Source organism: Actinoplanes sp. NPDC048967, assembly GCF_040649415.1.
Taxonomy (GTDB): Bacteria; Actinomycetota; Actinomycetes; order Mycobacteriales; family Micromonosporaceae; genus Actinoplanes.
Genome location: NZ_JBEZFL010000010.1, coordinates 163,465 through 188,892, shown reverse-complemented (window position 1 = coordinate 188,892; position 25,428 = coordinate 163,465). Strand labels below are relative to the sequence as shown.

Annotated in this window: 25 protein-coding genes; 15 read left to right on the top strand and 10 right to left on the bottom strand. The window is 72.7% G+C overall.

The genetic code is table 11. From position 1 onward, the window contains the following. Positions 1 to 694: 694 nt before the first annotated feature. The gene (locus tag AB0C12_RS35445; RefSeq protein WP_360554564.1) at positions 695 to 1,867 is read left to right on the top strand and encodes a hypothetical protein; all 1,173 of its coding nucleotides are present in this window, start codon (positions 695 to 697) and stop codon (positions 1,865 to 1,867) included. Between the two features lie 3 nt (positions 1,868 to 1,870). Here AB0C12_RS35445 and AB0C12_RS35440 read toward each other — a convergent pair whose 3' ends face one another. After that, the gene (locus tag AB0C12_RS35440; protein ID WP_360554563.1) at positions 1,871 to 2,779 is read right to left on the bottom strand and encodes an FCD domain-containing protein; all 909 of its coding nucleotides are present in this window, start codon (positions 2,777 to 2,779) and stop codon (positions 1,871 to 1,873) included. Between the two features lie 402 nt (positions 2,780 to 3,181). Here AB0C12_RS35440 and AB0C12_RS35435 point away from each other — a divergent pair, with 402 nt between their 5' ends. Further along, the gene (locus AB0C12_RS35435) at positions 3,182 to 3,376 is read left to right on the top strand and encodes a hypothetical protein (protein ID WP_360554561.1); all 195 of its coding nucleotides are present in this window, start codon (positions 3,182 to 3,184) and stop codon (positions 3,374 to 3,376) included. Between the two features lie 287 nt (positions 3,377 to 3,663). Here the strand turns inward: AB0C12_RS35435 and AB0C12_RS35430 are convergent, their stop codons facing one another. Then, positions 3,664 to 4,647, bottom strand: a complete 984-nt coding sequence (locus AB0C12_RS35430) for a helix-turn-helix domain-containing protein (RefSeq protein ID WP_360554560.1) — start codon at positions 4,645 to 4,647, stop codon at positions 3,664 to 3,666. 62 nt (positions 4,648 to 4,709) lie between these two features. On the opposite strand from AB0C12_RS35430, the gene AB0C12_RS35425 reads away from it, so the two are divergent. Continuing rightward, positions 4,710 to 5,690, top strand: coding sequence for an aldo/keto reductase (locus AB0C12_RS35425; RefSeq protein ID WP_360554558.1), 981 nt, complete (start codon positions 4,710 to 4,712; stop codon positions 5,688 to 5,690). Between the two features lie 46 nt (positions 5,691 to 5,736). Beyond that, positions 5,737 to 7,962 carry an EAL domain-containing protein gene (locus AB0C12_RS35420; protein ID WP_360554556.1) on the top strand — a complete coding sequence of 742 codons (2,226 nt, stop codon included), beginning with the start codon at positions 5,737 to 5,739 and terminating at the stop codon, positions 7,960 to 7,962. A 19-nt stretch (positions 7,963 to 7,981) separates the two neighbouring features. On the opposite strand, the gene AB0C12_RS35415 is transcribed toward AB0C12_RS35420, so the two are convergent. The 4 genes from AB0C12_RS35415 to AB0C12_RS35400 all read right to left on the bottom strand — a co-directional run bounded on the left by AB0C12_RS35415 (position 7,982) and on the right by AB0C12_RS35400 (position 11,865). Further along, positions 7,982 to 8,305, bottom strand: a complete 324-nt coding sequence (locus tag AB0C12_RS35415; RefSeq protein ID WP_360554834.1) for a hypothetical protein — start codon at positions 8,303 to 8,305, stop codon at positions 7,982 to 7,984. Positions 8,306 to 8,426: 121 nt separating this feature from the next. Continuing rightward, positions 8,427 to 10,061, bottom strand: coding sequence for a hypothetical protein (locus AB0C12_RS35410; RefSeq protein WP_360554554.1), 1,635 nt, complete (start codon positions 10,059 to 10,061; stop codon positions 8,427 to 8,429). Between the two features lie 311 nt (positions 10,062 to 10,372). Further along, positions 10,373 to 11,047, bottom strand: coding sequence for a class F sortase (locus AB0C12_RS35405; RefSeq protein ID WP_360554553.1), 675 nt, complete (start codon positions 11,045 to 11,047; stop codon positions 10,373 to 10,375). After that, positions 11,044 to 11,865: a DUF4397 domain-containing protein gene (locus tag AB0C12_RS35400; protein ID WP_360554552.1), complete on the bottom strand. Its 822-nt coding sequence runs from the start codon at positions 11,863 to 11,865 to the stop codon at positions 11,044 to 11,046. The genes AB0C12_RS35405 and AB0C12_RS35400 overlap by 4 nt, the downstream gene beginning before the upstream one ends. Positions 11,866 to 12,011: 146 nt before the next feature. Here AB0C12_RS35400 and AB0C12_RS35395 point away from each other — a divergent pair, with 146 nt between their 5' ends. After that, complete coding sequence (locus AB0C12_RS35395; RefSeq protein ID WP_360554550.1) at positions 12,012 to 12,584, top strand: sigma-70 family RNA polymerase sigma factor; 573 nt, start codon at positions 12,012 to 12,014, stop codon at positions 12,582 to 12,584. Continuing rightward, positions 12,538 to 13,236 carry an anti-sigma factor gene (locus AB0C12_RS35390; protein WP_360554549.1) on the top strand — a complete coding sequence of 233 codons (699 nt, stop codon included), beginning with the start codon at positions 12,538 to 12,540 and terminating at the stop codon, positions 13,234 to 13,236. Before AB0C12_RS35395 ends, AB0C12_RS35390 begins: the two co-directional genes overlap by 47 nt. A 114-nt stretch (positions 13,237 to 13,350) precedes the next feature. On the opposite strand, the gene AB0C12_RS35385 is transcribed toward AB0C12_RS35390, so the two are convergent. Continuing rightward, the gene (locus tag AB0C12_RS35385; protein WP_360554547.1) at positions 13,351 to 14,112 is read right to left on the bottom strand and encodes a polyprenyl synthetase family protein; all 762 of its coding nucleotides are present in this window, start codon (positions 14,110 to 14,112) and stop codon (positions 13,351 to 13,353) included. Then, entirely contained in the window at positions 14,109 to 16,166 is a 2,058-nt protein-coding gene (locus AB0C12_RS35380) for an MMPL family transporter (RefSeq protein ID WP_360554545.1), read from the bottom strand. The genes AB0C12_RS35385 and AB0C12_RS35380 overlap by 4 nt, the downstream gene beginning before the upstream one ends. Before the next feature lie 73 nt (positions 16,167 to 16,239). Here AB0C12_RS35380 and AB0C12_RS35375 point away from each other — a divergent pair, with 73 nt between their 5' ends. Continuing rightward, entirely contained in the window at positions 16,240 to 16,740 is a 501-nt protein-coding gene (locus tag AB0C12_RS35375; RefSeq protein WP_360554544.1) for a MarR family transcriptional regulator, read from the top strand. A gap of 6 nt (positions 16,741 to 16,746) precedes the next feature. Here AB0C12_RS35375 and AB0C12_RS35370 read toward each other — a convergent pair whose 3' ends face one another. Together AB0C12_RS35370 and AB0C12_RS35365 are read right to left on the bottom strand one after the other, a co-directional pair. Continuing rightward, positions 16,747 to 17,412 carry a response regulator transcription factor gene (locus tag AB0C12_RS35370; protein ID WP_360554543.1) on the bottom strand — a complete coding sequence of 222 codons (666 nt, stop codon included), beginning with the start codon at positions 17,410 to 17,412 and terminating at the stop codon, positions 16,747 to 16,749. Further along, the gene (locus tag AB0C12_RS35365; protein ID WP_360554541.1) at positions 17,409 to 18,260 is read right to left on the bottom strand and encodes a histidine kinase; all 852 of its coding nucleotides are present in this window, start codon (positions 18,258 to 18,260) and stop codon (positions 17,409 to 17,411) included. Before AB0C12_RS35365 ends, AB0C12_RS35370 begins: the two co-directional genes overlap by 4 nt. A gap of 109 nt (positions 18,261 to 18,369) precedes the next feature. Here AB0C12_RS35365 and AB0C12_RS35360 point away from each other — a divergent pair, with 109 nt between their 5' ends. The 8 genes from AB0C12_RS35360 to AB0C12_RS35325 all read left to right on the top strand — a co-directional run bounded on the left by AB0C12_RS35360 (position 18,370) and on the right by AB0C12_RS35325 (position 25,420). Then, positions 18,370 to 19,083: an ATP-binding cassette domain-containing protein gene (locus AB0C12_RS35360; protein WP_360554539.1), complete on the top strand. Its 714-nt coding sequence runs from the start codon at positions 18,370 to 18,372 to the stop codon at positions 19,081 to 19,083. After that, positions 19,080 to 19,751, top strand: coding sequence for an ABC transporter permease (locus AB0C12_RS35355; protein WP_360554538.1), 672 nt, complete (start codon positions 19,080 to 19,082; stop codon positions 19,749 to 19,751). Before AB0C12_RS35360 ends, AB0C12_RS35355 begins: the two co-directional genes overlap by 4 nt. Then, complete coding sequence (locus AB0C12_RS35350) at positions 19,748 to 20,278, top strand: hypothetical protein (protein WP_360554536.1); 531 nt, start codon at positions 19,748 to 19,750, stop codon at positions 20,276 to 20,278. The genes AB0C12_RS35355 and AB0C12_RS35350 overlap by 4 nt, the downstream gene beginning before the upstream one ends. A 93-nt stretch (positions 20,279 to 20,371) precedes the next feature. Then, on the top strand, positions 20,372 to 21,472 hold the full coding sequence (locus AB0C12_RS35345; RefSeq protein WP_360554535.1) for a serine hydrolase domain-containing protein: 1,101 nt from the start codon (positions 20,372 to 20,374) through the stop codon (positions 21,470 to 21,472). Between the two features lie 96 nt (positions 21,473 to 21,568). After that, the gene (locus AB0C12_RS35340) at positions 21,569 to 22,696 is read left to right on the top strand and encodes an ABC transporter substrate-binding protein (RefSeq protein WP_360554533.1); all 1,128 of its coding nucleotides are present in this window, start codon (positions 21,569 to 21,571) and stop codon (positions 22,694 to 22,696) included. A 2-nt stretch (positions 22,697 to 22,698) separates the two neighbouring features. Beyond that, positions 22,699 to 23,619 carry an ABC transporter permease subunit gene (locus AB0C12_RS35335; RefSeq protein WP_360554531.1) on the top strand — a complete coding sequence of 307 codons (921 nt, stop codon included), beginning with the start codon at positions 22,699 to 22,701 and terminating at the stop codon, positions 23,617 to 23,619. Further along, positions 23,607 to 24,401, top strand: a complete 795-nt coding sequence (locus AB0C12_RS35330) for an ABC transporter permease subunit (protein ID WP_360554529.1) — start codon at positions 23,607 to 23,609, stop codon at positions 24,399 to 24,401. The genes AB0C12_RS35335 and AB0C12_RS35330 overlap by 13 nt, the downstream gene beginning before the upstream one ends. After that, positions 24,398 to 25,420: an ABC transporter ATP-binding protein gene (locus AB0C12_RS35325; RefSeq protein WP_360554528.1), complete on the top strand. Its 1,023-nt coding sequence runs from the start codon at positions 24,398 to 24,400 to the stop codon at positions 25,418 to 25,420. The genes AB0C12_RS35330 and AB0C12_RS35325 overlap by 4 nt, the downstream gene beginning before the upstream one ends. Positions 25,421 to 25,428 lie beyond the last annotated feature (8 nt).

Below are 25,428 nucleotides of genomic sequence, written 5' to 3'. Positions count from 1 at the left end.
TAGGCCGGCCGCCAGGCTCCACCGCCCGCTTGGACCGCGGATGTGTGGATAGGGGAAGTGGGGACGTGGGGACGTGGGGACGTGCGGACGTGCGGACGTGCGGAGGTGCGGAGGTGCGGAGGTGCGGACAGAGGAAGGTGCGGACGTGCGGAGGTCCGGACAGAGGACGATGCGGACGTGCGGACGTGCGGACGGGTGGAGGTGCGGCGGTGCGGAGGTGTGGACGGGCCGGGGTGTGGACGGGCCGGGGTGTGGGCGGGCGGCGGTGTGGGCGGGCGGGCGGCGGTGCGGGCGGGCGGCGGTGCGGGCGGGCGGCGGTGCGGACGGGCGGCTGCGCGACGGGCGGCGGTGCGGACGGGCGGCTGCGCGACGAGCGGCGGTGCGGACGAGCGGCGGTGCGGACGGACGGCGGTGCGGACGGACGGCGGTGCGGACGGGCGGCGGTGCGGACGGGCGGCGGCGCGACGGGCGGCGGCGCGACGGGCGGCGGCGCGACGGGCGGCGGTGCGGACGGACGGCGGTGCGGACGGACGGCGGTGCGGACGGACGACGATGCGGACAGGCGGCGATGCGGACAGAGGAAGGTGCGGACACGCGGAAAAAGGCAACACCACACCCACAAACCTGCCGATCAACCGATCCACCATGGACGATCGACGGACAGACGTCAGGCGCGCGGACCCGCAGAGTGGCGATGGAACGCCACATTCTGGAGGGGGAGAAGATGCGTCCGAGCAGATTCCTGACCACAGCCGTCATCGCCACACTCGCCGTAGCAGCCGGGCCCACAACAGCCGCCCACGCCACTACCGCCCCGACAACCCCACAAGACGTAGGCACTCTCGGCGGCGCCTGGAGCAATCCCACCGCCCTGAGCGACTCCGGCTACCTGGTCGGCTCCAGCGAGACCACCTCCGGCGCCACCCACGCCTTCCGGTGGCGGAACGGCCATCTCACCGATCTCGGCACCCTTCCCGGCGGCGGCCCGAGCTACGCCGCCGACGTCAACGAACGCGGCGACGTCGCCGGCACGGCCTTCACCGCGGCCGGCACCGCCCGCCCGTTCCTCTGGCGTCGCGGTGTCCTGCGGGACCTCACCGCCGTCACCGGGGACGGGATCTCCGTGACCGGGCTCAACGACCACGGCCGCGTCATCGGCACCCGCTACACCGCCACCAGCGGACAGTACGGCCAGGCGTTCGTCTGGCGGGACGGCGTCGCCACCGATCTGCCCGGGCTCGGTGGGGACACTCTGGCCGATGACATCAACAGTCGTGGTGACATCGCCGGTTCCACCATCAGCGCCGACGGGGCGGAGACCGAGGCTGCGCTGTGGCGGGACGGCCGGCTCATCCGGCTCACGCCGCCGGTCGGGATCGCCAGCATCGGCGTCGACGTCAACGAGCGGGGCCAGGTTGTCGGCACCGTCCGGGTGCCGGACTCCGGCTGGCACGCGTTCCTCTGGGAGAACGGGGTCTTCACCGATCTCGGCGCGCTCGGCGGGACCGAGAGTTACCCGGTCGGGATCAACGACCGGGGCCAGGTCGGCGGCAATGCCGGCGATAACTCAAACCTGCGGGCGGTGCGCTGGCACCGGGGTACGGCGACCGACCTCGCCGCGCTCAGCGGAGTCAGCGGCCTGGCCACCGCGATGAACGCGGCCGGGAACGTGGCCGGCGTGGCCGACCTGGGCGGCCGCCACGGCGTCGTCTGGCGGGGCGCCGGCGTGGTCGACCTCGGCCCGCTGGACCGTGGGGCCACCGGAGGCTCGGTCCAGTTCATCAACGATCGTGGTCTGGTGGCGGGCACCCTCGCTGTCACCGGGGAGGGCGCCCACGCCGTCGTGTGGGACATCGGGAGGCGTTGAGTTTCAGATCTCGCCCGCGATCGCGCTGATGGCGGCGGCGAAGTCGTCGCGGTCCTCCTCGTGCAGCATCGCGAGGTCCATCTCGTCCAGCGCTTCCCTGATCGCGTACCGGCGGACGCGTGACCGGGTGCCGCCGCGGACCTCCTCGAGGATGGCGCGGGAGAACGTCTCCGCCGCCTCGGGGAGGCCCTGCGCGACGCAGTGCGCCAGGCCCAGGTGCAGCCACAGTGACTCCTCCTCCGGCACCTCGGGGAAGTTGCTGACCGGGCCGGCGGGTCGCACCTTGCCCGCCGGCCCGCTCGCGGCGCGCTCGATGCGGTAGTTGAGCGCCTTGGTCACCGGGGCGCTCAGAGCCACGAACATGTCGTTGCCGGACCCCTTGAGCAGCACCACGTGGAAGTCCTCGTCCGTGGCGCGGTACCGCTCGCGGTGCCGGCCGCCGGCCTCGCCCGGGTCGCGGAACTCGTCCCGGGCCAGGCCCAGCCGTTTGAGCCGGCGGCTGAGACTGATCAGATCCCGGCACACGTCCGCCGACGGGTGCTGGGCGGCGAGGCGGGCCGCCTCCGGCTCCACTGCCTCGCGCAGCTGGGTGAGCAGGTCCATCTGGACGCGCGGAGCCACCTGGTGCCGCCACTCGATGACGTCCGGGTCGAACGGGTTCCACTGCTCGACCGGCTGAACCTTGGCGCCGACCCGGGGCTGCAGCGTCACCAGGCCCTTGATCTGCAGGACCTGGAGCACCTCACGGGCCAGGGCGCGGCTGCCGCCGCTCTGCTCCATCACGTAGTCGAGGCTGACCACGTCGCCGGGGCGGAGCTGGTCACCGGCCGCGATCAGGTCGCCCAGGATGCGCACGGCGGCGCGTCCGGAGCCCCGGGTCTTCTCCTCGGCGTCCACATCGGTTTCTGCCATGAACAAAATCTAAACATGAGGACCGGTGTTTCCGGAATAGCCAGGACGGTGCGGTCGCTTGAGCCCAAAGATCCCTTGATCCGGTACGGAGATCAGCAATGGAGATCCATTCTGGCCGTACCAGAAGACGTTATGTTTCATTCTTTTAAAGGGATAGCGTCGGTGCTAGCGTAGATGTCACGTCCCGGAAAACAAACCGGGGGCAGGCGATCTCACCCGCCTGTCCCCGGTTCTCCGGCCGGCGATTCCGACCCTGTGCAGGGGTCGGTTGCGTCGCGCGGAACCATGCCCCTCGACGCTACCGCGGCTCCCTGCCCAGGTGCCAATGCCACCCGCGTGCCGCGGGTCGCACCCACCTCAGGAGGGATGCACCATGGTCAGTGTTCAACCCCGGTGGCCCCGATGAACCCCGGCGCCGTCCTCACCTTCACCGTTGTGCTGGCGTCCTTTGTGCTCGCGGTGGTGGCGGCCGCGATAGCGGCGGCGCTGCACCGCGCCAACGGTGCCACCTGGCCCCGGACCTGTCTGTCCGCCATCCCCTGGTTCGGCGTGACCCTCGCCGGCGCTATCGCCACTCTCTCCAGCCTGTTGAACTGAGACTCCGGAGGGCGGCCAAAGCGCCACTGTCTCCGGTGCGTTGAACCGAGACACCTGGTGCGGCCGATCGAGGAGAAAGGGGGCTGATCAGATCCGACCGGCGAGCGGCGGCCGAGGTGGCGGGTAAAGGCGCTCGCTCCAGCGAATGCGCGATCGCATTCGGCAAGGCCGGGGCACAGGACCGGCGAGGGCGGGGGTCCGCGGAAATGGCGGCCCGGTGATCGCCGGAAAGGATGATCGGCCGGCCGAAGCAGAAGTGCCCAAAGATCCAGGAGCTGGGCGGCGGATCAGCCCGCACCGCCGCCCAGCTGCTCACCCAACCCGGTCCGCAGATATTCCAGCTTCCGCCCGACCCGGGAACCGGCGATCAGTCCCGCATCCCGCAACGTCGTCAAATGATGAGAGGCCGTCGCCGCGGCCAACCCCAGTGCCGTCGCCACTTCACCGGTGCTGTGCGGCACCGCCAGCAGCGTCAGCACGGCCGCCCGGGTCGGCCCGAGCAACGCTGCCAGCGCCGCCGTCGGTTCGCTGCGCGCGGTGCCGTCCCACAACGTTCCGTACCCTCGCGGCGGATACCACAACGCCCGGCCCTGCGCCGTCTCGGTCACCGCGAACACCTTCGGCCCGGCGAAGCCCGACGGCAGCAGCGCAAGTCCGTGACCGTCCAGGCCGAAATCGGCCTTCCCGCCGCCGTGACCGATCCGCAGCGCCGTCTCGTCCCAGCTCAGGCTCGGGTGCAGGTCGCGGATCAGGGCCCGCGGTCCGTGCTCGGTCGCCGCCCGGGCGCGGTGGGCGATCTCCGCCTCCGCCGCCGCCCGCAGCCTCGGCCAGTACGGCGCCAGCGCCAGCTCGAAGTACTGCCGGATCTCGCGGAGCAGCACCGCCAGCCCACCGGCCGGGTCGCGTTCGAAGCGGGCGATCACCTCCGGCACGTCCGAGACCCCGCGCCACGCGTACGCCACCTCCCACGCCACCTGGTCGAGCGGCGTCTCCGCGATCACCGCCAGCTCGTCGCGCAGCAGCGGCCGGGCGGTCGCGGGCACCGGGCTCAGGAAGTCCGGCACCCAGCCCTGCCGGCGGGCCACCACGGCGAGGAACGTCTCGAGCCGGGCCGCCGCCAGCACCGGGCGCACCTGGGCGCGCCAGGAGGCGTACATCCAGAACTGGTCCGGTTTGGTCAGCGCCACGCTGCTGGCGATCACCTCGGCCATCGGCGAGTGGGCGAACCGGACGCCCGCGAGATCGGCGGGAGCGAATGCGAGCCGGATCATCCGACCATTCGAGCACGGTCGAACGGCTCGGGCCATCGCGAATCCGACCCTACGGTCGTGTCATGCGTTACGTGTACCTCGGCCGTACCGGTCTGCGGGTCAGCCGTCTCTGCCTCGGCACCATGAATTTCGCCTGGCAGATCGGCGAACCCGAGTCCCATGCCGTCCTCGACCGCGCGCTCGGCGCGGGCATCAACTTCGTCGACACCGCCAACATGTACGGCCGGGAGACCGGCGACGGGCTCAGCGAGCGGTTCATCGGGAGCTGGCTGGCCACGTCCGGCGCCCGCGACAAGATCGTGCTCGCCACCAAGGTCTACGCGCCGATGAGCGACTGGCCCAACGACGGTGGCCTCTCCGCGCGGCACATCATCGCCTCCTGCGAGGCGTCGTTGCGCCGGCTGCGCACCGACTGGATCGACCTGCTGCAACTGCACCACATCCAGCGCGACACCCCGTGGGAGGAGATCTGGCAGGCGATGGAGACGCTCACCGGACAGGGCAAGATCCGGTACGCGGGTTCGTCGAACTTCGCCGGCTGGCATCTGGCCCGCGCCCAGGCCGCCGCCGACCGGCGCCACTATCTGGGGCTGGTCAGCGAGCAGCCCAAGTACAACCTGTTGACCCGGCACGCCGAACTGGAGGTGCTGCCCGCCGCCCGGGAGCTGGGCATCGGCATCCTGCCGTACTCCCCGTTGCACTTCGGTGCGCTGTCCGGCGCGCTGCGCAAGCAGCGCGAGGGCAGCACCGGTCGCAGCGTCCTGCACGCGCCGGAGCGGGTCGAGCCGCACCGCGCCGCGCTGGAGCGGTTCGAGAAGCTGTGCGCCGGCCTGGGCCAGGAGCCGACCACGGTCGCGCTGGCCTGGCTGCTGTCCCGGCCCGGGGTGACCGCGCCGGTGCTCGGCCCGCGCACGCCGCAGCAGCTGGACCTGCCGTTGCTGGCGCTGGACACCGAGCTTGCCGCGGAGACCGTGGATGAGCTGGACCGGATCTTCCCGCCCGTCGGCAACGGCGGTCCGGGCCCTGAGGCGTGGGCATGGTGACGGGGGTACGCCTCAGGGCCCGGTTTCCCTCACGAAAGCTGCCGGGGTGCCGATCACAGGGCTCGTGCAACCGGCGGAGTTCGACGACAGCACCGCGGAGTACTGGGCGCGGCAGATCCGGATCGGTGCCTCGGTCGCCACCGGGGTGACCTTGCTCGGCTGCGTACGGGTGGCCGTGGACTGGGTGCCGGACCGGCGCTGGCTGCTCGGTCCGGTGCTCGCCGCGGCCCTCGTGCAGCTCGTGGCCGCCCTCCTGCCGTGGGCCCGCCTCGTCCGCAGCGCCCGGGTCCGCAGCTGGCTGGTCCTCTGGTGGGCCGCCGAGCTGCCGCTGCTGTTCCTGTTCTCCCGGCTCGACCAGGACGGGCTGATGCTCTACCTGCCCGGGGTCGCCCTGATCCTGGTCGCCGCCGCGTCCCTGTACGGGCCCACCCCGGTGGTCGGGCTCGGGGCGGTGGCCGTGGCCGGCTACCTGGCCCTGCTGCCCGACCTCACCGGCGCCAACGCCGTCTCCACCGTCTCCCTGGTCGCCATCATGTCCTGCCTGGTCGCGCTGAGCTCGATCAACGCGCGCAGCCGGCGGCGGCTGGACCGGCGCCGGCAGGCCGCCGAGCACCGCACCGAGATGCTGCTCGAGGCCGCCTCCGACGCGGTGTTCGCGATCGACGTCACGGGCGCGGTCCGCTACGCCAGCCCGTCGGCCCAGCGGATCTTCGGTCTCACCGGCGCGGAGGTCACCGGCAAGGCGATGGTCGAGCTGGCCCATCCCGACGAGCTCGCCGGGCTGCGGGCGTGGATGGGCGCGCTCTTCGCCGTGCCCGGCGGCACCGCCCGTACGGAGGCGCGGCTGCGCCGGCCCGACGGCACCTGGCTGCACCTGGACGTGATCGGCACCAACCGGACCGACGACGCCGACCTGCGCGCCGCCGTCATCAGCCTGCGCGACATCGGCCGGCGCAAGGAGCTCGAGGAGCAGCTCAGCCGGCAGGCGTTCACCGACTCATTGACCGGGCTGCCGAACCGGGCCTTGTTCCGCGACCGGCTCGAACAGGCCGTCCAGCGTCGCGCCGGTGGTGGCGTCACCGTCCTGCTCATCGACCTGGACGATTTCAAGCTGGTCAACGACAACCTCGGGCACAGCGCCGGCGATGAGCTGCTGGCCACCCTGGCCGGGCGGTTGCGGGCCGAGATGCGCCCCGGCGACACCCTGGCCCGGCTCGGCGGTGACGAGTTCGCGATCCTGGTCGAGAACCTGGCCGCGGACGACGCCGTCGCGCTGGCCGAGCGGCTGCTGCTGGCCGGCCGTGAGCAGATCCGGCTGGACAGCCGCGACGTCACCTGCTCGCTGAGCATCGGCATCGCCAGCGGCGACCTGCCCGCCGGCCAACTGCTGCGCGACGCCGACCTGGCCATGTACGCCGCCAAGCGGGCCGGCCGGAACGCGTACGCGGTGTTCTCGCCGTCGATGTCCCGCTCGGTGCTGGAGGAGGCGCAGCAGCGCGTCGACATGGAGCTGGGGCTGGAACAGGAGCAGTTCGTCCTGCTCTACCAGCCGGTGGTGGACATGACCACGCAGCAGCTGACCGGGGTCGAGGCGCTGGTGCGGTGGCGCCACCCCGAGGACGGGCTGCTCAGTCCGTACCAGTTCATCGCCACGGCCGAGGCCAACGGCCTGATCGTGCCGCTCGGCCGGTGGGTCCTGCGCGAAGCCTGCGCGCAGCTGGCGCGCTGGCGCCGCGAGACACCGGCCGCGGCCGGTCTCAAGGTCAACGTCAACCTGTCGGCGCGGCAGTTCCAGTACGCGGGCCTGGTCGCGGACGTGGCGGCGGCGATCGACGACGCCGGCATCCCGGCCGGCTCGCTGACCCTGGAGATCACCGAGTCGATGCTGATGGAGGACATCACCGGCGCGATCGAGACGCTGCGCACGTTGCGGGCCCTGGGCGTACGGCTGGCGATCGACGACTTCGGCACCGGCTACTCGTCGCTGAACTATCTCAAGCAGCTCCCGGTCGACATCATCAAGATCGACCGGACGTTCGTGGAGCAGGTCGACACGGACGCGGACGACGTGGCGCTGGTCGACGCGGTGGTCGGGCTGGGGCAGGCGCTGCGGCTGCAGACGGTCGCCGAGGGCATCGAGACCGACGGGCAGTGGATGATGCTGCGGCAGATCGGGTGCGACCAGGGCCAGGGGTACCTGTTCGGGCGGCCCGGTGACGCGGCCTCGGTGACCGGTCTGCTGGCCCGCGAACCGGCCCCCGCCGAGCTCTGACGTCCCGCTTGAGGGGAGATCAGCGGCGGAGGACGGAGAGTTCGAGGATGGCCGGCATCGGGGCCACACCCGGGCCACCCGCGCGGACCCAGGCCGCGATGTCCTCCTCGATCGAGTCGTCGCCGACCAGGCCGAACCACACCGCCCGGGCACCGCGGCGGCGCGCGCCGGGCTCCGGGTGGACCACGATGACGTTCGCCTCCGCGCAGGCGTCCAGGCATTCGCTCACCCGTACCTGATGCGGGGCCGGCAGCGACTCGCGCAGCCGGACCAGCTGGCCGTCGTGGTCGACCTTCGGGTGCTTGCGGGCGTTGCCGCAGCAACAGTCCCGGCACACCGTCACCGTGCAGCCGGCCGGCGTCGTTCTCTTGAGTCCAGGCACGCGCTGGACATTAACCGCCGGCCGGAACGGCAGTTCGCGCGGTCACCGGATCGGTGACCGCGCGAACATCTTGCCGCTGTCGTCAGTCCCGGGCCGCTGCCCGGCGGCGCCGGGTCGCACCGAGGACCACCGCGCCGCAGAGGATCAGCAGCGCGCCGCCCAGGATGAACGTCATCGAGTTGGCCCCGGTCAGGGCCAGCTTCGAGTCGTCACCGGTCTGCACGTTCTGCTCCGCCTGCAGGTCGGGCGCGCCGTCGTCGCTGTCGTCGTTCGTCACGACCTGGGCCGCCGGTTCCCGGGTGGCGCGGGGCTTGGTGGTCTTGCCGGCCACCGCCTGGGCCGGGCTCTCCGCGTCGTCGCCGGCGGCGTCGTCGCCGGCCGACTCGTTGTTGTCGGCCTTCGCCGGCTCCTTGGTGGGCGCCGGCTTGGTGGTCTTGACCGGCTTCGGCGCGTCGGCCTCGTTCTTCGGCGGGATCGTCACGGTGCCGGTCTTCGGCGGCGTCGTGCCGGTCTCGGTCTTCGGGGTCGCGGTGGCACCGGGGTTCGCGGCACCGCCGTTGTCACCCTGGTCGCCGTCACCCTGGTCGCCACCGTTGTTCTGGTCCCCGTCGCCCTGGTCGCCGCCGCCGTTGTTCTGGCCGCCGTCACCCTGACCGTCGCCGCCGTTGTTACCGCCGCCGCCGTTCTGGCCGCCGCCGTTGTCGCCGCCACCGTTCTGGCCGCCGCCGTTGTTACCGCCGCCGTTGTTGCCGCCACCGTTCTGGCCGCCGCCGTTGTTACCGCCGCCGTTGTTACCGCCGCCGTTGTCGGCGGGCGGGTCCTCGTCGCCGCCCTCGACCTTGACGCGCACCGCGTCCAGGGCCGGGGTCTGGTTGGCGCGCTGCATCATCGGGATCCGGTGCGAGCCGTCGCCGGCCCAGGAGGCGCACTGCGCGATGCCTTCCTGCGGCAGGCCGGGGACCTGGATGGTGACGGTGTCGGGCTGCGCGCCGCCCTTCTTGTCCTCGGTGGCCACGAAGAACGCGGGCACCGGGGCCGGGTCGGGAGCCTCATCGGTGGCGGCGAGCATCCGGCAGGCGGTGTGGAAGTGACCGCGGACCAGGCCTTCCGCGGTGAGCACCGAGCTCTCCACGTAGTAGCCGCCCTGGCCGGCGGCGAGGAAGCGGTCGCGGACCAGGTTGCGGGTGCTGACCTTCAGGGTGAAGGGGGTGTTCGCCTTCACCGACTTGGGGAAGTCCGTGATCAGCAGCGTCGGGTTCTTGGCCTGCTCGCCGACCTCACCGAACTCGGTCGAGACGCAGCGGTCGCCCTTCTGGAAGCCGTCGTGCGCGTCGAGGTTGCTGTCCTCGCAGCTGTTGGCGAGGATCTGCAGCCCGTTGACCTGCTTGGCGGTCGTCTTGCCGGTGGTGCAGTTCTCGACCGGCTGCGGCTGGGGGGCCTTCTCACCCTTGGCCAGCTGCCCGTCGCCCTTGTGCTGGACGTCGCCGTCCTTGTCCGTGTAGGTGCCGACCTTGGGGTCGGTCGCGGCGCTCTTGCCGGCCGGCGCGGCCGGGTCGGCGGCGGGGGCCTCGCAGGCCACCGTCTTGCTCTCGTCCGCGTTGGAGATCTGGGTGACACCGATCACCCCGCCGAAGGCGATCAGTACGGCGACCGCGGCGATGATGCGACGGTCCGGGCCCCGGCGCTGGGCGGCCCGACGGTAAGTCGGCCTTCGCATGGGTGGCACCTCTTCTGTAACCATTTCATTGGCGGATGAGCCGGTCCGCGAGCCTTGGTGGTGGCCCGGCCGAACACCGGCATGCCGACGTTAAGAGCCGGCGCCCGTCCACACCAATTTCCCAGCGAAAATTGAGGCTTTCTTAGGCTCAAATTAATGCAAAAATATGGGTCGCATTCCGAACCCCCGGCATCCCCCGTTCGGCCGATGTCCTGCCTCCACCGAACGGTGGATACGGCGGACACGGGCCGTTGCCGTGAGCGTACCCGCTGATCTGCCCGCCCGGCGTCGGCCGAGCGGGCAGACCGTAGTCAGGACACGGGTTCCGCGGTCACGACGATGTTGTCGCGGTAGTGCCGGGTCTTGCTGTCGAACGGCCCGCCGCAGGTGATCAGCGTCAGTCGCGGCGCACCGTCGCGGGCGAAATACTTGTCCAGCGGAATGCGGGTCTTGCTGTACCTTTCCCGGGCCACGACCTGAAATGCACGATCGGTGCCGTCGGGGCCGGCCAGCGTCATTCTGTCGCCCGGTTCCAGGCTGCTGAGCCGGAAGAACGCGCCCTTGCCCTGATCGGCGCTGTCCACGTGGCCGGCCACGACGATCGACCCGGCCGTCGCGGTCATTCCCGGGCCGAAGCGGTACCAGCCGACCCGGTCGACGCTCGGCGGGACGTCGAACTCACCGGTCTCGGCGTCGACGCCGACCGCGGCCACGGTGGCGTCGAGCTTGAGCGCGGGGATCTCGAGCCGCGCCGGGGCCACCTCCTCGGCCGGGGCCGTCGCCTCGGGCCCGGCAGCCGCGGCCGGGGGAGCGGACGACGCGGTGGGCGTCGCCGACTCCAGGGCGGCGACCGCCGAGGAACCGACGGACGGCTCGGGCCGCGACAGGTACGCGACCACCCCCACCACGATCAGCAGCACCAGCCCGGCCACGACGAGGAGCCGGGCGCGGCCCTTGCGGGTCGCGCCCGGGGATCCGACGGTCATCGGCGACCCGGCACCAGCCGGCGCGCGCCGAGGGCGAGCATCAGCAGACCGGCCGCCGCCAGCGCGTACCAGGCGAGACCGAGGCCACGGTCGGCCTGGCCGCCGCTGCCGCTGGGCACGCCACCCGGTGCGGAGTGCAGGCCGGTGATGGTCTGGGTGACCAGGTCGAGGGTCTTGTCCTCGGCCGAGCCGACCGCGTAGACGATCGTGGCGGTGCCCTCCTTGAGGTTCAGGTCCGCCGGGCCGATCGCCACGGTGTCCGTGCCGGCCAGCACCACGTCGGCCTCGACCGAGCCCGCGGGCAGGTCGGCCTTGGCCTCCTTCGGGTTGGTCAGGTTCTCGAAGACCGGCTTGCCGCCCGCGCGCACGTCCACGGCCGGGGCCGCGGCGGTGTGCCGCACGATGATCCGGGCCTGGCCCGCGGCGACCTTCTTGACGTCGTTGGCGAACGGGGTCAGCGCCGGCTTGCCGTCCTCGCTCAGGTGCGCCACCAGGCTGATGTCGGCGCCGCCGGGGATCTCGGCGTCGTCCACCTTGAGCAGGGCCTTGCTGATATCGTCACCGGGCTTGGTCAGCGCGATGTCGTAGCTGCCCTCCTCCAGCGACAGCGGGCCCGCGACCTTGCCGGGAGCGAAGTCCGGCAGGGTCTTCTTGCCGTTGACGTAGACGTCCACGTTCTGCCCGGGGATGCCGTGCACGACGGAGACCTGGGAGGTGGCGGCGAAGGCGGGGGTGGCGGTCAGCGCGCCCAGACCGCCGAAGGCGATCAGGGTGGCCGCGCCGACGGCGGTCACGCGGCGCAGGGGCACAAGACGCATCGGATTCTCCTAGCGAGTGGGTATCCGGGTTCGGACAACCCGTGGTTTCGCTGGGTCCGGCGCGGCTGGATGCACCACGGAAAAAATAGATCTCACTGCATCCACGGCCCGGCCGGGGAGCGAATGAGCAGGTGGAAAGGGGGCCGATGAATCCCGACGACGAACTCGCCGAACGCTTCCGGGCGGGCGACGAGCATGCGCTGCGCCTGGCGTACGACCGCTACGGCGGCGCGGTGCTCTATCTCGGCGTACGCCTGCTGGGCAACCGAGCCGATGCGGAGGACGTCACCCAGACGACCTTCGTGGCGGCCTGGCAGGGTCGCGGTACGTTTGATCCGGAACGTGGCGGGATGCTCGGCTGGCTGCTCGGCATCGCCCGGCGCAAGGCGGTCGACCGGCTGCGGTCGGCGGCCCGCGAGGAGCGGGTGGCCTCGACGGTACGGGCGCAGCCCGTCGCCGACGAGGAGAGCCCCGAACGCGTGCTGGACCGCCTGGTCGTGGCCGACGAGCTGGCCCAGCTCCCCGCCGAGCAACGGCGCAGTCTGGAGCTGGCGTTCTACGACGACCTCACTCATCCGCAGATAGCGGCCCTGACCGGACTGCCACTGGGCACGGTCAAGAGTCACATCCGGCGGGGCATGGCGAATCTACGACGACGGTGGGAGGTGGACGGTGCAGCATCTGGATCCCGATCGGCTGGTCCTACTCGCGCTCTCTGAGGAAACGGCGGACACCGACGAGTCCGTCCACCTGGCCGAGTGCCCGGGGTGCCGGGCGGAGATCGACGACCTGCGGCACGTCGCCGAGCTGGGTGCGGAGACGCAGGGCCTGCGGGCGCTGCCGCCGCCACCCGAACGCGTCTGGGCCGGCATCGAGGCCGCGGTGACCGCACCCGTGCGGCGCCTGCCCCAGCGGCGGGAACGGCGCTGGGTGCTGCCCGTGCTCGCGGCGGCGGCCGCAGCGGTGCTCGCCATCGCCGGCACGGTCACGGTGCAACGCTTCACCGATCGTCCGGCACCGCCGAGGGTGACGGCGAAGGCGAGCCTGGCCCGGCTCGGCGGTGCGCCGGTGGCGGCCGGGGGAGCGGCGGAGGTCATCGGGGGCAGCAAGCTGCGCCTGGACGTGCGCAACCTGCCGCTGACGACCGGCTACTACGAGGTGTGGCTCATCGACCCGGACGACACCACGAGGATGATGGCGATGGGCAACCTGTCCAGTGCCGCGCTCTCCGGTGCCGCCGACGTGGTGTTGCCGCTGCCGCCGGGTGCGGACCTCAACCGCTACCGGCTGGTCGACGTGTCCGCGGAGGCGTACGACGGTGACGCCGCGCATTCCGGCAAGAGTCTGCTGCGGGGCACGCTCACGAACTGAGCACAGGGTGGTGCCGGGGCATCAGCGCGAGCTGACTGTCCCGGCACCACTTCGTCGTTTCCGCCAGCTCCGGCCGGGCGGCGTCAGCTCGGTCGAGCAGCTGGGTGATCGTCGTCAGGGTCGGTGGCACGCCCGTGGCAGCAGTTCGCCGGCCTGCTGACGGTGAGCCTCGTCCAGGCGGGGACGCAGCAGGCGGCGCAGCTCCGGGCGAACGGCCAGGGCGTGCACGGCGGGCAGCGTGACGAGCCCGGCGGCGAAGGGCGGGCCCGGATCGAGGACGTCGTCGAGCAGGTGCAACGCGGTCCCGTACGCGACGCCGTACTCCTGGAGACCGTCCTCGGGTGAGGCGGTGACGATCGCACCGAGCCGGCCGGCCGTGGCCAGCAGGGTGCCGGTCTTCAGCTCGGCGATGCGCAGTGCCGTCGGCGCGTCCACCTCGGAACGGAAGCGGTTGTCGGCCTCGAGGGCCAGCCCGGTGCAGCGTACGGTCAGGGCGTCACCGAGCAGCGTGCCGGCCCCGGCGGTGGCACCGAGCCGGTGGGCCAGCCCGATCAGCAGGTCTCCCGCGAGCAGGGCGACGGTGGTGCCTTCCTTGGCGTTGATGGTGGGCACGCCGCGGCGTACCGGGGCCTCGTGCAGCAGGTCCTCGTGCACGAGCGTGGCCAGGTGCAGCAGCTCGACGGCCGCCGCGGCGGTGGCCGTGCGCCGCGACGTGCCGGGCCAGGCCCGGCCGGCGACCGCCAGCAGGAGCCCGGCGCGCAGCCGTTCGCCTCCGGCCTGCGCGATCCGCCGGCACGGCTCGCGCAGGGACACCGGGACACCGTCGAGCGCTTCGGTCAGCACCGCCTCGGTGGCGGCGAGGCCGTCGGCGGTCATGCCACCGCCGCCGGCTGCTCCACCGGTCCCGCCTGGTCCGCGCGGTGCGGGGCCGCCGGGTCGGCCGGCCACCAGAACCGGTCACCCAGCAGGGTGGCCAGGGCCGGGACCAGGACGGTACGCACCAGCAGGGTGTCCAGCAGCACGCCGAGGCCGACGATCACCCCGATCTGGGTGAGCGTGATGATCGGCAGCACGCCCAGCACCGCGAACACCGCCGCCAGCAGGATGCCGGCGCTGGTGATCACCGCGCCGGTGGCGGCCAGGGCGTGGATCATCCCGGCCCGGGTGCCGCGGGTCACGGCCTCCTCCCGGGCCCGGGTGACCAGGAAAATGTTGTAGTCGACGCCGAGCGCCACCAGGAACAGGAACGCGTACAGCGGCACCTGGTTATCCAGGCCGGGGTAGCCGAGCAGCTCGCGGAACAGCCACGAGCCGGCGCCCAGGGCCGCGACGAAGCTGGCGATCACCGTGCCGATCAGCAGCACGGCGGCGACGACGGCGCGCAGCAGCAGGCCGAGGACCAGCAGTACCACGAGCAGGATGACCGGCACGATCACCCGCAGGTCCACCCGTGACGCGTCCCGGGTGTCCATCGCGGTTGCCACGCTGCCGCCGACGAGGGCATCGTCGCCCACCGCGTCGCGGAGCGCCCGGATGGTCGCGTAGCTCTGCGGGGTGTCCGGCGCGGCGGTCAGCACCGCGCTGATGCTGACGATCTGCCCGGCCCGCTCGGCCTCGCGGGCCTGCGCCACGCCCGGCGTGCCGCTCACGGCGGCCAGGACCTTGTCCGCGTTGCCGGGCGAGGTCGTCACCACGGTCGGATCGGCGGCACCGGCCGGGAAGTAGCGGCTCAGCGTGGTCAGGCCGTCGACGGACTCGGCCTCGACCCGGAACTGCTCGGTCTGCGAGAGCCCGAGCCGGGTGCCGATCAGGCCGGTCGACAGCACGCCGAGCACGACCAGCGAGACCACCGTGACCAGGCCGGGGCGGCGGGCGACGCCGCGGCCGACCCGGGCCCAGACGCCGCGTTCCTGCTCGGTGCCGCCGGCACCGACGCGCGGGATGAACGGCCAGAACAGGCCCCGGCCGCAGACCACGAGCGCGGCGGGCAGGGCGACGAGGGCGAAGAGGGCGGCCACGGCGATGCCCAGCGCCGCGGTGACGCCCAGCGCCACGGTGTCACCGAGGCTGGCCAGCAGCAGGGTGAGCAGGCTCAGCACGACCGTGACGGCACTGGCCGCGATGGCCGGCCCGGCCCCGCGCAGGGCCCGGCGCATCGCCTCGCGCCGGTCGGCGTGGCGATGCAGCTCCTCGCGGTAGCGGGAGATGAGCAGCAGCGCGTAGTCGGTGCCCGCGCCGAACACCAGGACCGTGACGATGCCCACGGTGGAGTCGCCGATGGTGAGGTCGGTGTGCCGCGAGAGTACGGCGACCAGCCCGCTCGCCACCCGGTCGGCGAGGCCGACGACCGCGAGCGGCACCAGCCAGAGCAGCGGGCTGCGGTACGTGACCAGCAGCAGCAGGGCCACGACGACCACGGTCACGATGAGCAGGTTGGTGTTGGCGCCGGTGAAGCTGTCGGCGATGTCGGCGGCGAACCCGGCGCCGCCGGTGACCTGGGCGGTCAGCCCGTCGGGCAGCCCGGCCCGGGCGGTGTCGCGCAGACCGGCGACCGCGGCGATCGTCTGGTCCGCCGGGGCGGCGGCCGGCAGGGGTACGGCGACCAGCGCCGCGTCCCGCTTGTCGGAGAACACCGGCGGGCTCGCAGCCCGGAACGCCTTGGCGTCGGCCTCGATCTTCGCCACGTCGTCGGTGGTGAGCGGTTGCCCGTCGCGGCTGTAGACGACCAGGGCGGGGTTCTCCTGGCCGGACGGCAGCTGCCGTTGCAGCGCGGCGACCTTGGTCGACTCGGCGTCCGAGGGCAGTGACGCGGTCGGGTCGTTGGCCGTGCGGACCTCGCCCGCGCTCGCGATGACCGAGCCGCCGAGCAGCAGGGCGACCACGAGCACCAGCCACGCGGTGAGCCGTCCGGTGAGTGTCCGAAGCACCATCATTCCTCCACGGCAAAGAATCTCGACCATCGAGAGTCTCCACGACTGGGGCGGCATCTGCAACACTGAGCGGGTGTACCGGGCGCGCAAGACGGAGCGGGACAGGCTCCGCGAGGAGATCGTCAACCTGCTGCGCACGTACAGCGTCGAGGCGCAGCAGGTGGGGCACACCTTCGCTCAGCGGCACGGGCTGCACCCCACCGACCTGCAGGCGCTGATCGCGGTGATGCACGCCGAGGGCCGGGGCGCCCCGCTGACCCCGGGCCGGCTCGGCGAGGCGATCGGGCTCTCCTCGGGCGCCACCACGGCCGCGATCGACCGGCTGGAACGCGCGGGCCACCTGCGCCGCACCCGGGAGAGCACCGACCGCCGGGTCGTGCACCTGCGCTACGGCGAGCCCGGCATGGTCCTGGCCATGGAGTTCTTCGGCCCGCTGGGCCGGCGCACCGACGACGTGATGGCCGGATTCAGCGACGACGACCTGGCCCTGGTGCGCCGCTTCCTGCAGGGCATGAACGACGCGCTGGGCGAGCACCACACCGACGTCCGCGCGGCTCGTCCAGCAGCCGAGTGACCCGGCTCAGCGCGGCCGGGGCGTGACCAGCCCGGCGTCGTAGGCGGCGATCACCAGGTGGGCGCGGTCGCGGGCGGCCAGCTTGGTCAGCAGGTGCGACACGTGCGTCTTCACCGTCTTGATCGAGATGGTCAGCCGCGCGGCGATCTGGTCGTTGGACAGCCCGCGCCCGATCAGCGTCAGCACCTCGGTCTCGCGGGCGGTGAGCGGCCGGGGCACCGGCGCCCGGGGTGTGCGGGGGACCGCGACGTAGTGCTCGACGAGCCGGGTCAGGATGGACGGGGCGAACAGCGACTCGCCGGCGTGGGTCCGGCGGATCGCGGTGATCAGCTCCTCCGGCCGGGCGTCCTTGAGCAGAAAGCCGGAGGCGCCGGCGTGCAGCGCCTCGTGGACGTACTCGTCCAGCTCGAACATGCTCAGCACGACCACCCGGGTCGCCGCCAGCTCCGGGGCGGCACAGATGCGCCGGGTCGCTTGCAGGCCGTCGAGCCGGGGCATCCGGACGTCCATCAGCACCACGTCGGGCCGGGTGCGCCGGGCCACCTCCAGCGCCTCGGCGCCGTCACCGGCCTGGCCGACCACCGCCAGGTCCGGCGCGCTGCCGATGATCATCGCGAGGCTGTGCCGCAGCAACGGCTGGTCGTCGACGAGCAGCACCCGTACGGCGCTCATCCGGGCTCCCGGTCGGGGATCCGCGCGACCACCCGGAACCCCTGCTCGACCGGCCCGGCGTGCAGGGTGCCGCCGAGACCGGTGACCCGTTCCCGGACGCCGGTCAGCCCGTGCCCGGAGCCGGGTGTGCCGGGCCATGGTCCGTCCGGCCCGCTGTCGTGCACGCTCGCCACCACGGTGTCGCCGTCGCGGTACACGTGCACCCGCACGTCGCTGAGACCGGCGTGACGGGCCACGTTGTGCAGGGCCTCCCGCACGGTCCGGCAGATCGCCACCTGGACGCCCGGCGAGACCGGGCCCAGCGGTGCGAGCGTCAGGCGCGCCCGCACCCCGGTGGCCCCGGCGTCGGACACGATCGCGGGCAGCCGGCTGAGATCGTCGGTCGGCAGCCGCGGCCCGGCGTCGCCGGCGGTGCGCAGGACGGTGAGCATCCGGCGCAACTCGGCGGTGGCCTCGCGGCCGGCGGACTCGATGTCGGACAGCGCCTCCCGGGCCTCGCCGGGGTCGCCCGAGAGCCGGGCCGCGGCGGCCCGCACGGTGATCAGGCCCAGGCCGTGCGAGACGATGTCGTGCAGGTCCCCGGCCAGGCGCAGGCGCTCGGCCAGCACCGCCTCCGAAGCCGCCCAGCGGGTCAGCCGGGCCTCGTAGGCCACGCGGTCGGTGTGGCTGCGCCAGCTCGCCCAGGCCGCCAGGACCACTGCGCCCACGGCGATCAGTGACGGCATCACCACGGCCGGCACGCCGTCCGCCCCGACCAGCAGCAGCATCAGCACCAGCGCGAGCAGAGTCGCCCCGGTGACCGGCCGGACCCGGGACCGGCGGGCGGGTCGCTGCCGTACCTCCTGCACTCCCGCACCCTACGTGCGGTCCGCGCGGCCGGCGTCGGACCACGGTCCGATATCGCGGTCCCGACCACGGTCCGATGTGGCCGGCCCGGCGGGCGCCTTGACTGGCGGGGTGATCACCATCGAGCACGTCCACAAACGGCGCGGCCGGACCACGATCCTCACCGACGTCGGCTTCACGGCCCGCCCCGGCCGGGTCACCGGCTTCCTCGGGCCCAACGGCGCCGGCAAGTCCTCCACCCTGCGCATCCTGCTCGGCCTGGACCGCGCCCAGCAGGGCACGGCGCTGGTCGCCGGGCGGCCGTACGGGCAGTGGCGGCGGCCGCTGACGGTCGTCGGCGCGCTGCTCGACGGCAGCGGGGCGCACCGCTCGCGGACCGGCCGCGCGCACCTGCGCTGGGTGGCCGCCAGCAACGGCCTGCCGCGCTCGCGGGTCGACGAGGTGCTCGAGCTGGTCGACCTGACCGTGGTGGCGGGCCAACGGGTCGGCACGTACTCGCTGGGCCTGGGCCGGCGGCTGGGGCTGGCGGCGGCGCTGCTCGGGGACCCGGCGGTCCTGGTGCTCGACGAGCCGGTGAACGGGCTGGACGCGGGCGGCATCCGGTGGATGCGGGAGTTCCTGCGCCGGCGGGCCGCCGAGGGCGCGACGGTGCTGCTCTCCAGCCACCTGATGGGTGAGCTCGCCGAGACGGTCGACGACGTCGTGGTCATCGACCGGGGCCGGATCATCGCCGCCGGGACCCTGGCCGGGGTCACCGGCGACCATCCGACCCTGGAGGACGCCTACTTCGCGCTCACCTCGACCGGGACGCGGGGCCGGTGGTGAGGGCCGAACTGCTGAAGCTGGCCGGGCTGCCGTCGGTGTGGGTGGCGGTCGCGCTGAGCCTGCTCCTGCCGCCGGTCGTGGTGCTGCTCAACGCGCGGGCGGCGAGCTCGCCCGACACCGGTTTCCTGGAGCTGACCGCCGGGGTGCTCGGGCCGCTGGTACTGGGCACGGTCGCCGCCGGCAGCGAGTACCGGGGTGGGCAGATCGCGACGAGCCTGGTCTGTGTGCCGTCACGGATGCGTCTGCTGGCCGCCAAGACCGGGGCGCTGGTGCTGAGCGTGGCGGTGACGGCGGCGGTCGGCGCGGTGGTGACGCCGGCGGTGGCCGGGGTGCTCACCGGCGGGACCGGGCCGCGGATCGCCGGGGTCGTCGTCTACTGGGTGCTGGACGCGCTGCTGGCGTACGGGATCACCCTGCTGACCCGCAGCGGCGTCCTGCCGCTCACGGTCCTGATAGTGAACTCCACCGTCGTCTCGGTCAGTTTCCTGCTCACCAGGCTCACCCCGCTGGCGGCCTACCTTCCGGACCTGGCCGGTGCGCAGATGTTCATCGAGCCCCACGACGTCGGGACCGATCTGACCCCGGTGACGGCCGGCCTGGTCATGGGCGCCTGGGTCGCCGTCCTGCTCGGGGTCGCCGCGTACGTCTTCCACCGGCGCGACGCGTGAACACGGCCCGCGCCGAGCTGCTGAAGCTGGCGACGCTGCCCGCCCTGGCCCTGACCGTGGTCCTGACCTGGGCCGTGACCACGCTGATCGCGTTGGTCGCCCCGGACGGCCCGGATCCGATCCCGGTGGTCCGTGCGGGCTTCCTGGTCCTCGGCGTGCTCGCCGCCACCTCCGAGTACGACGGCGGCCACATCCACACCACGCTGCTCTGCACGCCCCGCCGGGGCCGGCTGCAGTTCACCAGGACGCTCGTCCTCACCCTGGCCACCGTCCCGGTCGCGGTCGTGACCGTGCTCATCGCCGGCACCGGCGATCCGGTCCACCTCGTCCTGACCACCGTGCTGGCGGCGGCCGTGGGCACCCTGCTGCGGCACGCCCCGGCGGCGGTCGTGGTCCTGCTCGGCTACTACTACGTGCTGGGGCCGTTCGTCCGGGACCGCGTCGACGACAGCATGTGGCTCCCGGCCGGATGGACGGTGGTCGCGGTGCTCGCCGCCACGGTCGCGGTCGTCCGCCGGGACGCCTGACCCCCTGATCGTGGTCGGACGGGAGCCGCGTGGCGGGGGAGACTTCCGCACCCGGTTTGCGTCACGATGGGGGAGGCGGAAGGAGGCCCGGCGATGTCGCTGGTGCACGGAACAGTCGCCCCGGGTTACGAGAAGGTCCGGGAGGTCTTCGCCGCCGAGCTGGCCCGGCTCGGGGAGGTCGGCGCCCAGCTCGCCGTGTACCGGCACGGCAAGCAGGTCGTCGATCTCTGGACCATCGACCCGGAAGCGCTGATGGGCCTGCTGTCGGTGACCAAGGGCGCCGCCTTCCTGGTGGTGGCGCTGCTCGCGCAGGACGGCGTCATCGACGTCAACCGCTCGGTCCGGCACTACTGGCCGCAGTTCACCCCCGACGTGACCGTGCGTGAGCTGCTCGGGCACCGGGCCGGGCTGATCGGGGTGGACGGCGGCTTCGGGCCGGCCGAGCTCGCCGACGACCGGATCATCGCCGAGCGGCTGGCCAAGCAGCGGCCGTACTGGCCGCGCGGCTCCGGGTACGGCTACCACGCGCTGGTGATCGGGGCCCTCGTCGGGGAGATCGTGCGCCGGGTGACCGGCCGCTCCCTGCAGCAGACGTACGAGCACCGCGTCCGCGTCCCGTACGACATCGACCTGTTCCTCGGTCTGCCCGCGGAGCTGGAGCCGCGCTTCCGCCCGCTCGCCCCGCCGGTCGGGCGTGAGCCGGGACCGGATCCGGGCAGCCTGACCGGCATCGCGCTGAACCTGCACGCCGACCCGCCGACCGACCTGACCGTCTTCGCCAACAGCCGGATGGTCCGGGCCCACGGTCAGGCCTCGGCCGGCGGTGTCGGCACCGCCCGCGGCGTCGCGCGGTTGTATGCTGCGGCCGTGTCGGGCCTCAACGGCAGGGAACCGCTGCTGCGCCCGGCGACCACCGCCGATTTCGGCACCGCCGGCGGCACCGCGCCCGACCTGTTGTCCGGCGGCTCCGGTGCCCAGTTCGGCCTCGGCTTCGAGGCCATGTCGACCCCCTATCCGTTTCTCGGCCCGGCCGCGTTCGGCCACTTCGGCGCGGCCGGCTCGCTCGGCTTCGCGGATCCGCGCAGCGGACTCGCGTACGGCTACGCCCGTGACCGCCTCGCCCAGCCCCACGGTGGTGGTGCGGTGGAGAACGACCAGTTCGTGACGGCTGTCGTTCAGGCCGCCGACGCCTGATCGCCGTCTGTCGCCCGCCCGCCCGATACCCCGTACTCTCATGATCCACAGCGGCGCCGCCGGCTCGGCGGGCGCCGATGAGATGGAGGAACCCAAGTGCGGACCCTTGCCCGTACCGCCGCGGCCCTGCTGGCGGTCACGACCTTCGCCGGTCTCACGGCCTGCTCCCCGCCCGAGAAGGAGAGCGCTTCCAGCGGCACCGGCGCGGCCACCGCCGCCAGCGCCGCCGACCTCGGTGGCATGGACGTGCTCGTCGCCGCGGCCAAGAAGGAGGGCCAGCTCAACGTCATCGCGCTGCCGCCGGACTGGGCCAACTACGGCGAGATCATCAAGGCCTTCGGCACCAAGTACGGCATCAAGGTCAACTCAGCCCAGCCGGACGCGTCCAGCCAGGACGAGATCAACGCCGCGGACCAGCTCAAGGGCCAGGACAAGGCGCCCGACGTGTTCGACCTGGGCAGTGCCGTCGCGACCGCCAACGTGGCCAAGTTCGCCCCGTACAAGGTGGCGACCTGGGCCGACATCCCGGACGCGCTCAAGGAGGCCGGCGGCACCTGGACCAACGACTACGGCGGCTACATGTCGATCGGCTACGACAGCGCCAAGGTGCCCGCCCCGGCGAGCGTGGCCGATCTGCTCAAGCCCGAGTACAAGGGCAAGGTCGCGCTCAACGGCGACCCGACCCAGGCCGGGGCCGCGTTCGCCGGCGTCGCGATGGCCGCGCTCGGCAACGGCGGCTCCGCCGACGACATCAAGCCCGGCGTCGACTTCTTCGGCAAACTGAAGAAGGCCGGCAATTTCCTGCCGGTCGACCCGACCCCGGCCACCGTCGAGTCCGGCCAGACGCCGGTCGTCATCGACTGGGACTACCTCAACGTCGCGCAGGGCGCCAAGCTCAGCGGCAAGATCCAGTGGAAGACCGTGGTGCCGGCCGGTGCGGTGCTCGGCTCGTACTACGTGCAGGCCATCAGCAAGGACGCCCCGCACCCGGCGGCCGCCCGGCTGTGGGAGGAGTTCCTGTACTCCGACGAGGGCCAGAACCTGTGGCTCAAGGGCGGCGCCCGGCCGGTGCGCGCCGACGCGATGGTCAAGGCGGGCACGATCGACGCCACCGCGTTCGCGGCCCTGCCCAAGGTTGAGGGCACCCCGGTCTTCCAGACCGAGGCGCAGACCACCAAGGCCAAGGAGTACCTGGCGGCCAACTGGGCCAAGGCCATCGGCTGAGCATGGCCACCGTCCTCGACGGCCCGGAACTGGCGGCACCCGTGCCGCCGGTCCGGGCCCCCCGGGGCCGGCTGCGCCTGAACCAGCTGCGCAGCCTGCTCGGCACTCTGCCGTTCTTCGCCTACGTCACCGTCTTCCTGGTCATCCCCACCCTGGTGGTGGCGATCGGGGCGTTCGCCGGTGACGGCGGCTTCACCCTGGCCAACGTGAGCGCGCTGGGTGACTCCTACGTGCTGGACGCGTTCGGGCGCAGCATCCTGCTGTCGGCGGTCACCGCGCTCATCGGCGCGGTGCTCGGGGCGGTGCTGGCGTACGCGCTGGCCACCGCCCGGCCCGGCGGGCTGCTGCGCCGCGTCGTCACCGCGGCGTCCGGGGTGCTGGCCCAGTTCGGCGGCGTCACCCTGGCGTTCGCCTTCATCGCCACCATCGGCCTGTCCGGTTTCGTCACCGTGTTCCTGCGCGACAACCTCGGCGTCGACATCTACTCCGGCGGCGTCTGGCTCTTCGAGCTGCCGGGCCTCGTGCTGGTCTACACGTACTTCCAGATCCCGCTCATGGTGATCGTCTTCCTGCCCGCGCTCGACGGGATCCGGCCGCAGTGGCGCGAGGCGACCGAGAGCCTCGGCGGTTCCACCTGGCAGTACTGGACCAAGGTGGCGGGACCGTTGCTGGCGCCCGCGTTCCTCGGTTCCACGCTCCTGCTGTTCGCCAACGCGTTCTCCGCGTACGCGACCGCGGCGGCCCTGGTCAGCCAGGGCAACCCGATCGTGCCGCTGCAGATCCGCAGCGCCCTGACCAGCGAGGTCGTCCTGGGCCAGCAGAACCTCGGCAAGGCGATGGCGCTGGGCATGGTCGTGGTGGTGGCCGTGGTGATGACCCTGTACGCCCTGCTGCAGAAGCGGACCGCACGATGGCTGGGCTGAGGGCGCGCCGGGCCCGCCGGCAGTCCGCGTTCCGCTGGACGGTCCTGGCCGTCATGGGGATCTTCTTCCTGCTGCCGCTCGCGGCGATGGTGGAGTTCACCACCCGCGGGGACAGCGGCACCTGGTCGTTGCTCGCCGACTGGCCGAAGCTCAGCGAGACCTACCCCGACCTGGCCGACGGGATCGTCGCGTCCCTGGGCCAGGCCCTGCTCACCGCCCTGCTCATGCTGGTGCTGCTGGTGCCGACGGCGATCTGGGTCCGGCTGCGGCTGCCCGGCCTGCGCCCGCTGGTCGAGTTCATCTGCCTGCTGCCGCTGACCATCCCGGCGATCGTGCTGGTCGTCGGCCTGGCCCCGGTGTACGCGTGGGTCAACTACTTCCTCGGCGGCTCGTCGCTGACGCTCACGTTCGCGTACACGATCCTGGTCCTGCCCTACGCCTACCGGGCGATCGACGCCGGCCTGTCGGCGATCGACGTCAGGACGCTGGCCGAGGCCGCCCGCGGGCTGGGCGCGAGCTGGTTCACCGTGATGGCCCGGGTGGTGCTGCCGAACATCCGCTCGGCCGTGCTGTCCGCCGCGTTCCTCACGGTGGCCCTGGTGCTGGGCGAGTTCACCATCGCCTCGCTGCTGAACCGCACCAACCTGCAGGTCGCGATCAACCTGCTCGGCAAGAGCAGCGCGACCATGTCGGTGGCCGTGTCGCTGGCCGCGCTCATCCTCGCGTTCGTGCTGCTGCTGCTCCTGTCCCTGTTCGGCGATCGCAGAAAGGCGTCCCGATGAACGGTGTCGCCGTCCACCTCAACGACCTGCGCCGCACCTTCGGCGCCGTGCACGCCCTGGACGGGCTGGATCTGCACATCGAGCCCGGCGAACTGATCGCCCTGCTCGGCCCGTCCGGCTGCGGCAAGACCACCGCGCTGCGCATCCTGGCCGGGCTGGAGGACGCGGACAGCGGCCGGGTGCTGGTCGGCGGCAAGGACATCACCGGCCTGCCGGCCAACCGGCGGGACATGGGCATGGTGTTCCAGGCGTACAGCCTCTTCCCGCACCTGACCGCGCTGGAGAACGTCCAGTTCGGTCTCAAGCTGCGCCGGCGCGCCGGCGGTGACCGGGCCGCGGCGATGCTGGACCTGGTCGGCATCAGCGAGCACGCCGGCCGCTACCCGCACCAGCTCTCCGGTGGCCAGCAGCAGCGGGTGGCGCTGGCCCGGGCACTGGCCATCGAGCCGCAGGTGCTGCTGCTCGACGAGCCGCTGTCCGCACTGGACGCCAAGGTCCGGGTGCAGCTGCGCGACGAGATCCGCCGGATCCAGACCGAGGTCGGCACCACCACCCTGTTCGTCACCCACGACCAGGAGGAGGCGCTGGCCATCGCCGACCGGGTCGGGGTGATGCGCTCCGGCCGGCTGGAGCAGCTCGCCGCGCCGGCCGAGGTGTACCTGCGCCCGGCGAGCGCGTTCGTCGCGGACTTCGTCGGGCTCAGCAACCGGCTGCCCGGCCACGTCGACGGCGACACGGTCACCGTGCTCGGCACCCGGCTGCCCCTGGTCAAGCCGGCCACCGGCGGTCCGCAGGTGACCGCCCTGGTGCGCCCGGAGGCGGTCGGCGTCGTGCCCGACCCGGACGGCCCGGCCCGGGTGCTGTCCACGGCGTTCCTCGGCCCGACCAGCCGGGTCACCGTCGAGGCCGGCGACAGCATCGTGGTGGCCCAGGTCAGCGGGGAGCTGCTGGCTTCGCTCAGTGCCGGCAGCCCGGTCCGGCTGGAGCTGCGTCCCGTGCCGGTGTCCCTCGACGACTGAGACGATGG

Excerpts from the sequence above, each read along its gene's own strand:
- AB0C12_RS35440 (WP_360554563.1), bottom strand. The coding sequence starts at position 2,779 with ATGGCAGAAACCGATGTGGACGCCGAGGAGAAGACCCGGGGCTCCGGA.
- AB0C12_RS35330 (WP_360554529.1), top strand. The coding sequence starts at position 23,607 with ATGGCTGGGCTGAGGGCGCGCCGGGCCCGCCGGCAGTCCGCGTTCCGC.
- AB0C12_RS35410 (WP_360554554.1), bottom strand. The coding sequence starts at position 10,061 with ATGCGAAGGCCGACTTACCGTCGGGCCGCCCAGCGCCGGGGCCCGGAC.
- AB0C12_RS35380 (WP_360554545.1), bottom strand. The coding sequence starts at position 16,166 with ATGGTGCTTCGGACACTCACCGGACGGCTCACCGCGTGGCTGGTGCTC.
- AB0C12_RS35395 (WP_360554550.1), top strand. The coding sequence starts at position 12,012 with ATGAATCCCGACGACGAACTCGCCGAACGCTTCCGGGCGGGCGACGAG.
- AB0C12_RS35385 (WP_360554547.1), bottom strand. The coding sequence starts at position 14,112 with ATGACCGCCGACGGCCTCGCCGCCACCGAGGCGGTGCTGACCGAAGCG.
- AB0C12_RS35435 (WP_360554561.1), top strand. The coding sequence starts at position 3,182 with ATGAACCCCGGCGCCGTCCTCACCTTCACCGTTGTGCTGGCGTCCTTT.
- AB0C12_RS35400 (WP_360554552.1), bottom strand. The coding sequence starts at position 11,865 with ATGCGTCTTGTGCCCCTGCGCCGCGTGACCGCCGTCGGCGCGGCCACC.
- AB0C12_RS35445 (WP_360554564.1), top strand. The coding sequence starts at position 695 with ATGGAACGCCACATTCTGGAGGGGGAGAAGATGCGTCCGAGCAGATTC.
- AB0C12_RS35430 (WP_360554560.1), bottom strand. The coding sequence starts at position 4,647 with ATGATCCGGCTCGCATTCGCTCCCGCCGATCTCGCGGGCGTCCGGTTC.
- AB0C12_RS35370 (WP_360554543.1), bottom strand. The coding sequence starts at position 17,412 with ATGAGCGCCGTACGGGTGCTGCTCGTCGACGACCAGCCGTTGCTGCGG.
- AB0C12_RS35405 (WP_360554553.1), bottom strand. The coding sequence starts at position 11,047 with ATGACCGTCGGATCCCCGGGCGCGACCCGCAAGGGCCGCGCCCGGCTC.
- AB0C12_RS35345 (WP_360554535.1), top strand. The coding sequence starts at position 20,372 with ATGTCGCTGGTGCACGGAACAGTCGCCCCGGGTTACGAGAAGGTCCGG.
- AB0C12_RS35425 (WP_360554558.1), top strand. The coding sequence starts at position 4,710 with ATGCGTTACGTGTACCTCGGCCGTACCGGTCTGCGGGTCAGCCGTCTC.
- AB0C12_RS35325 (WP_360554528.1), top strand. The coding sequence starts at position 24,398 with ATGAACGGTGTCGCCGTCCACCTCAACGACCTGCGCCGCACCTTCGGC.
- AB0C12_RS35335 (WP_360554531.1), top strand. The coding sequence starts at position 22,699 with ATGGCCACCGTCCTCGACGGCCCGGAACTGGCGGCACCCGTGCCGCCG.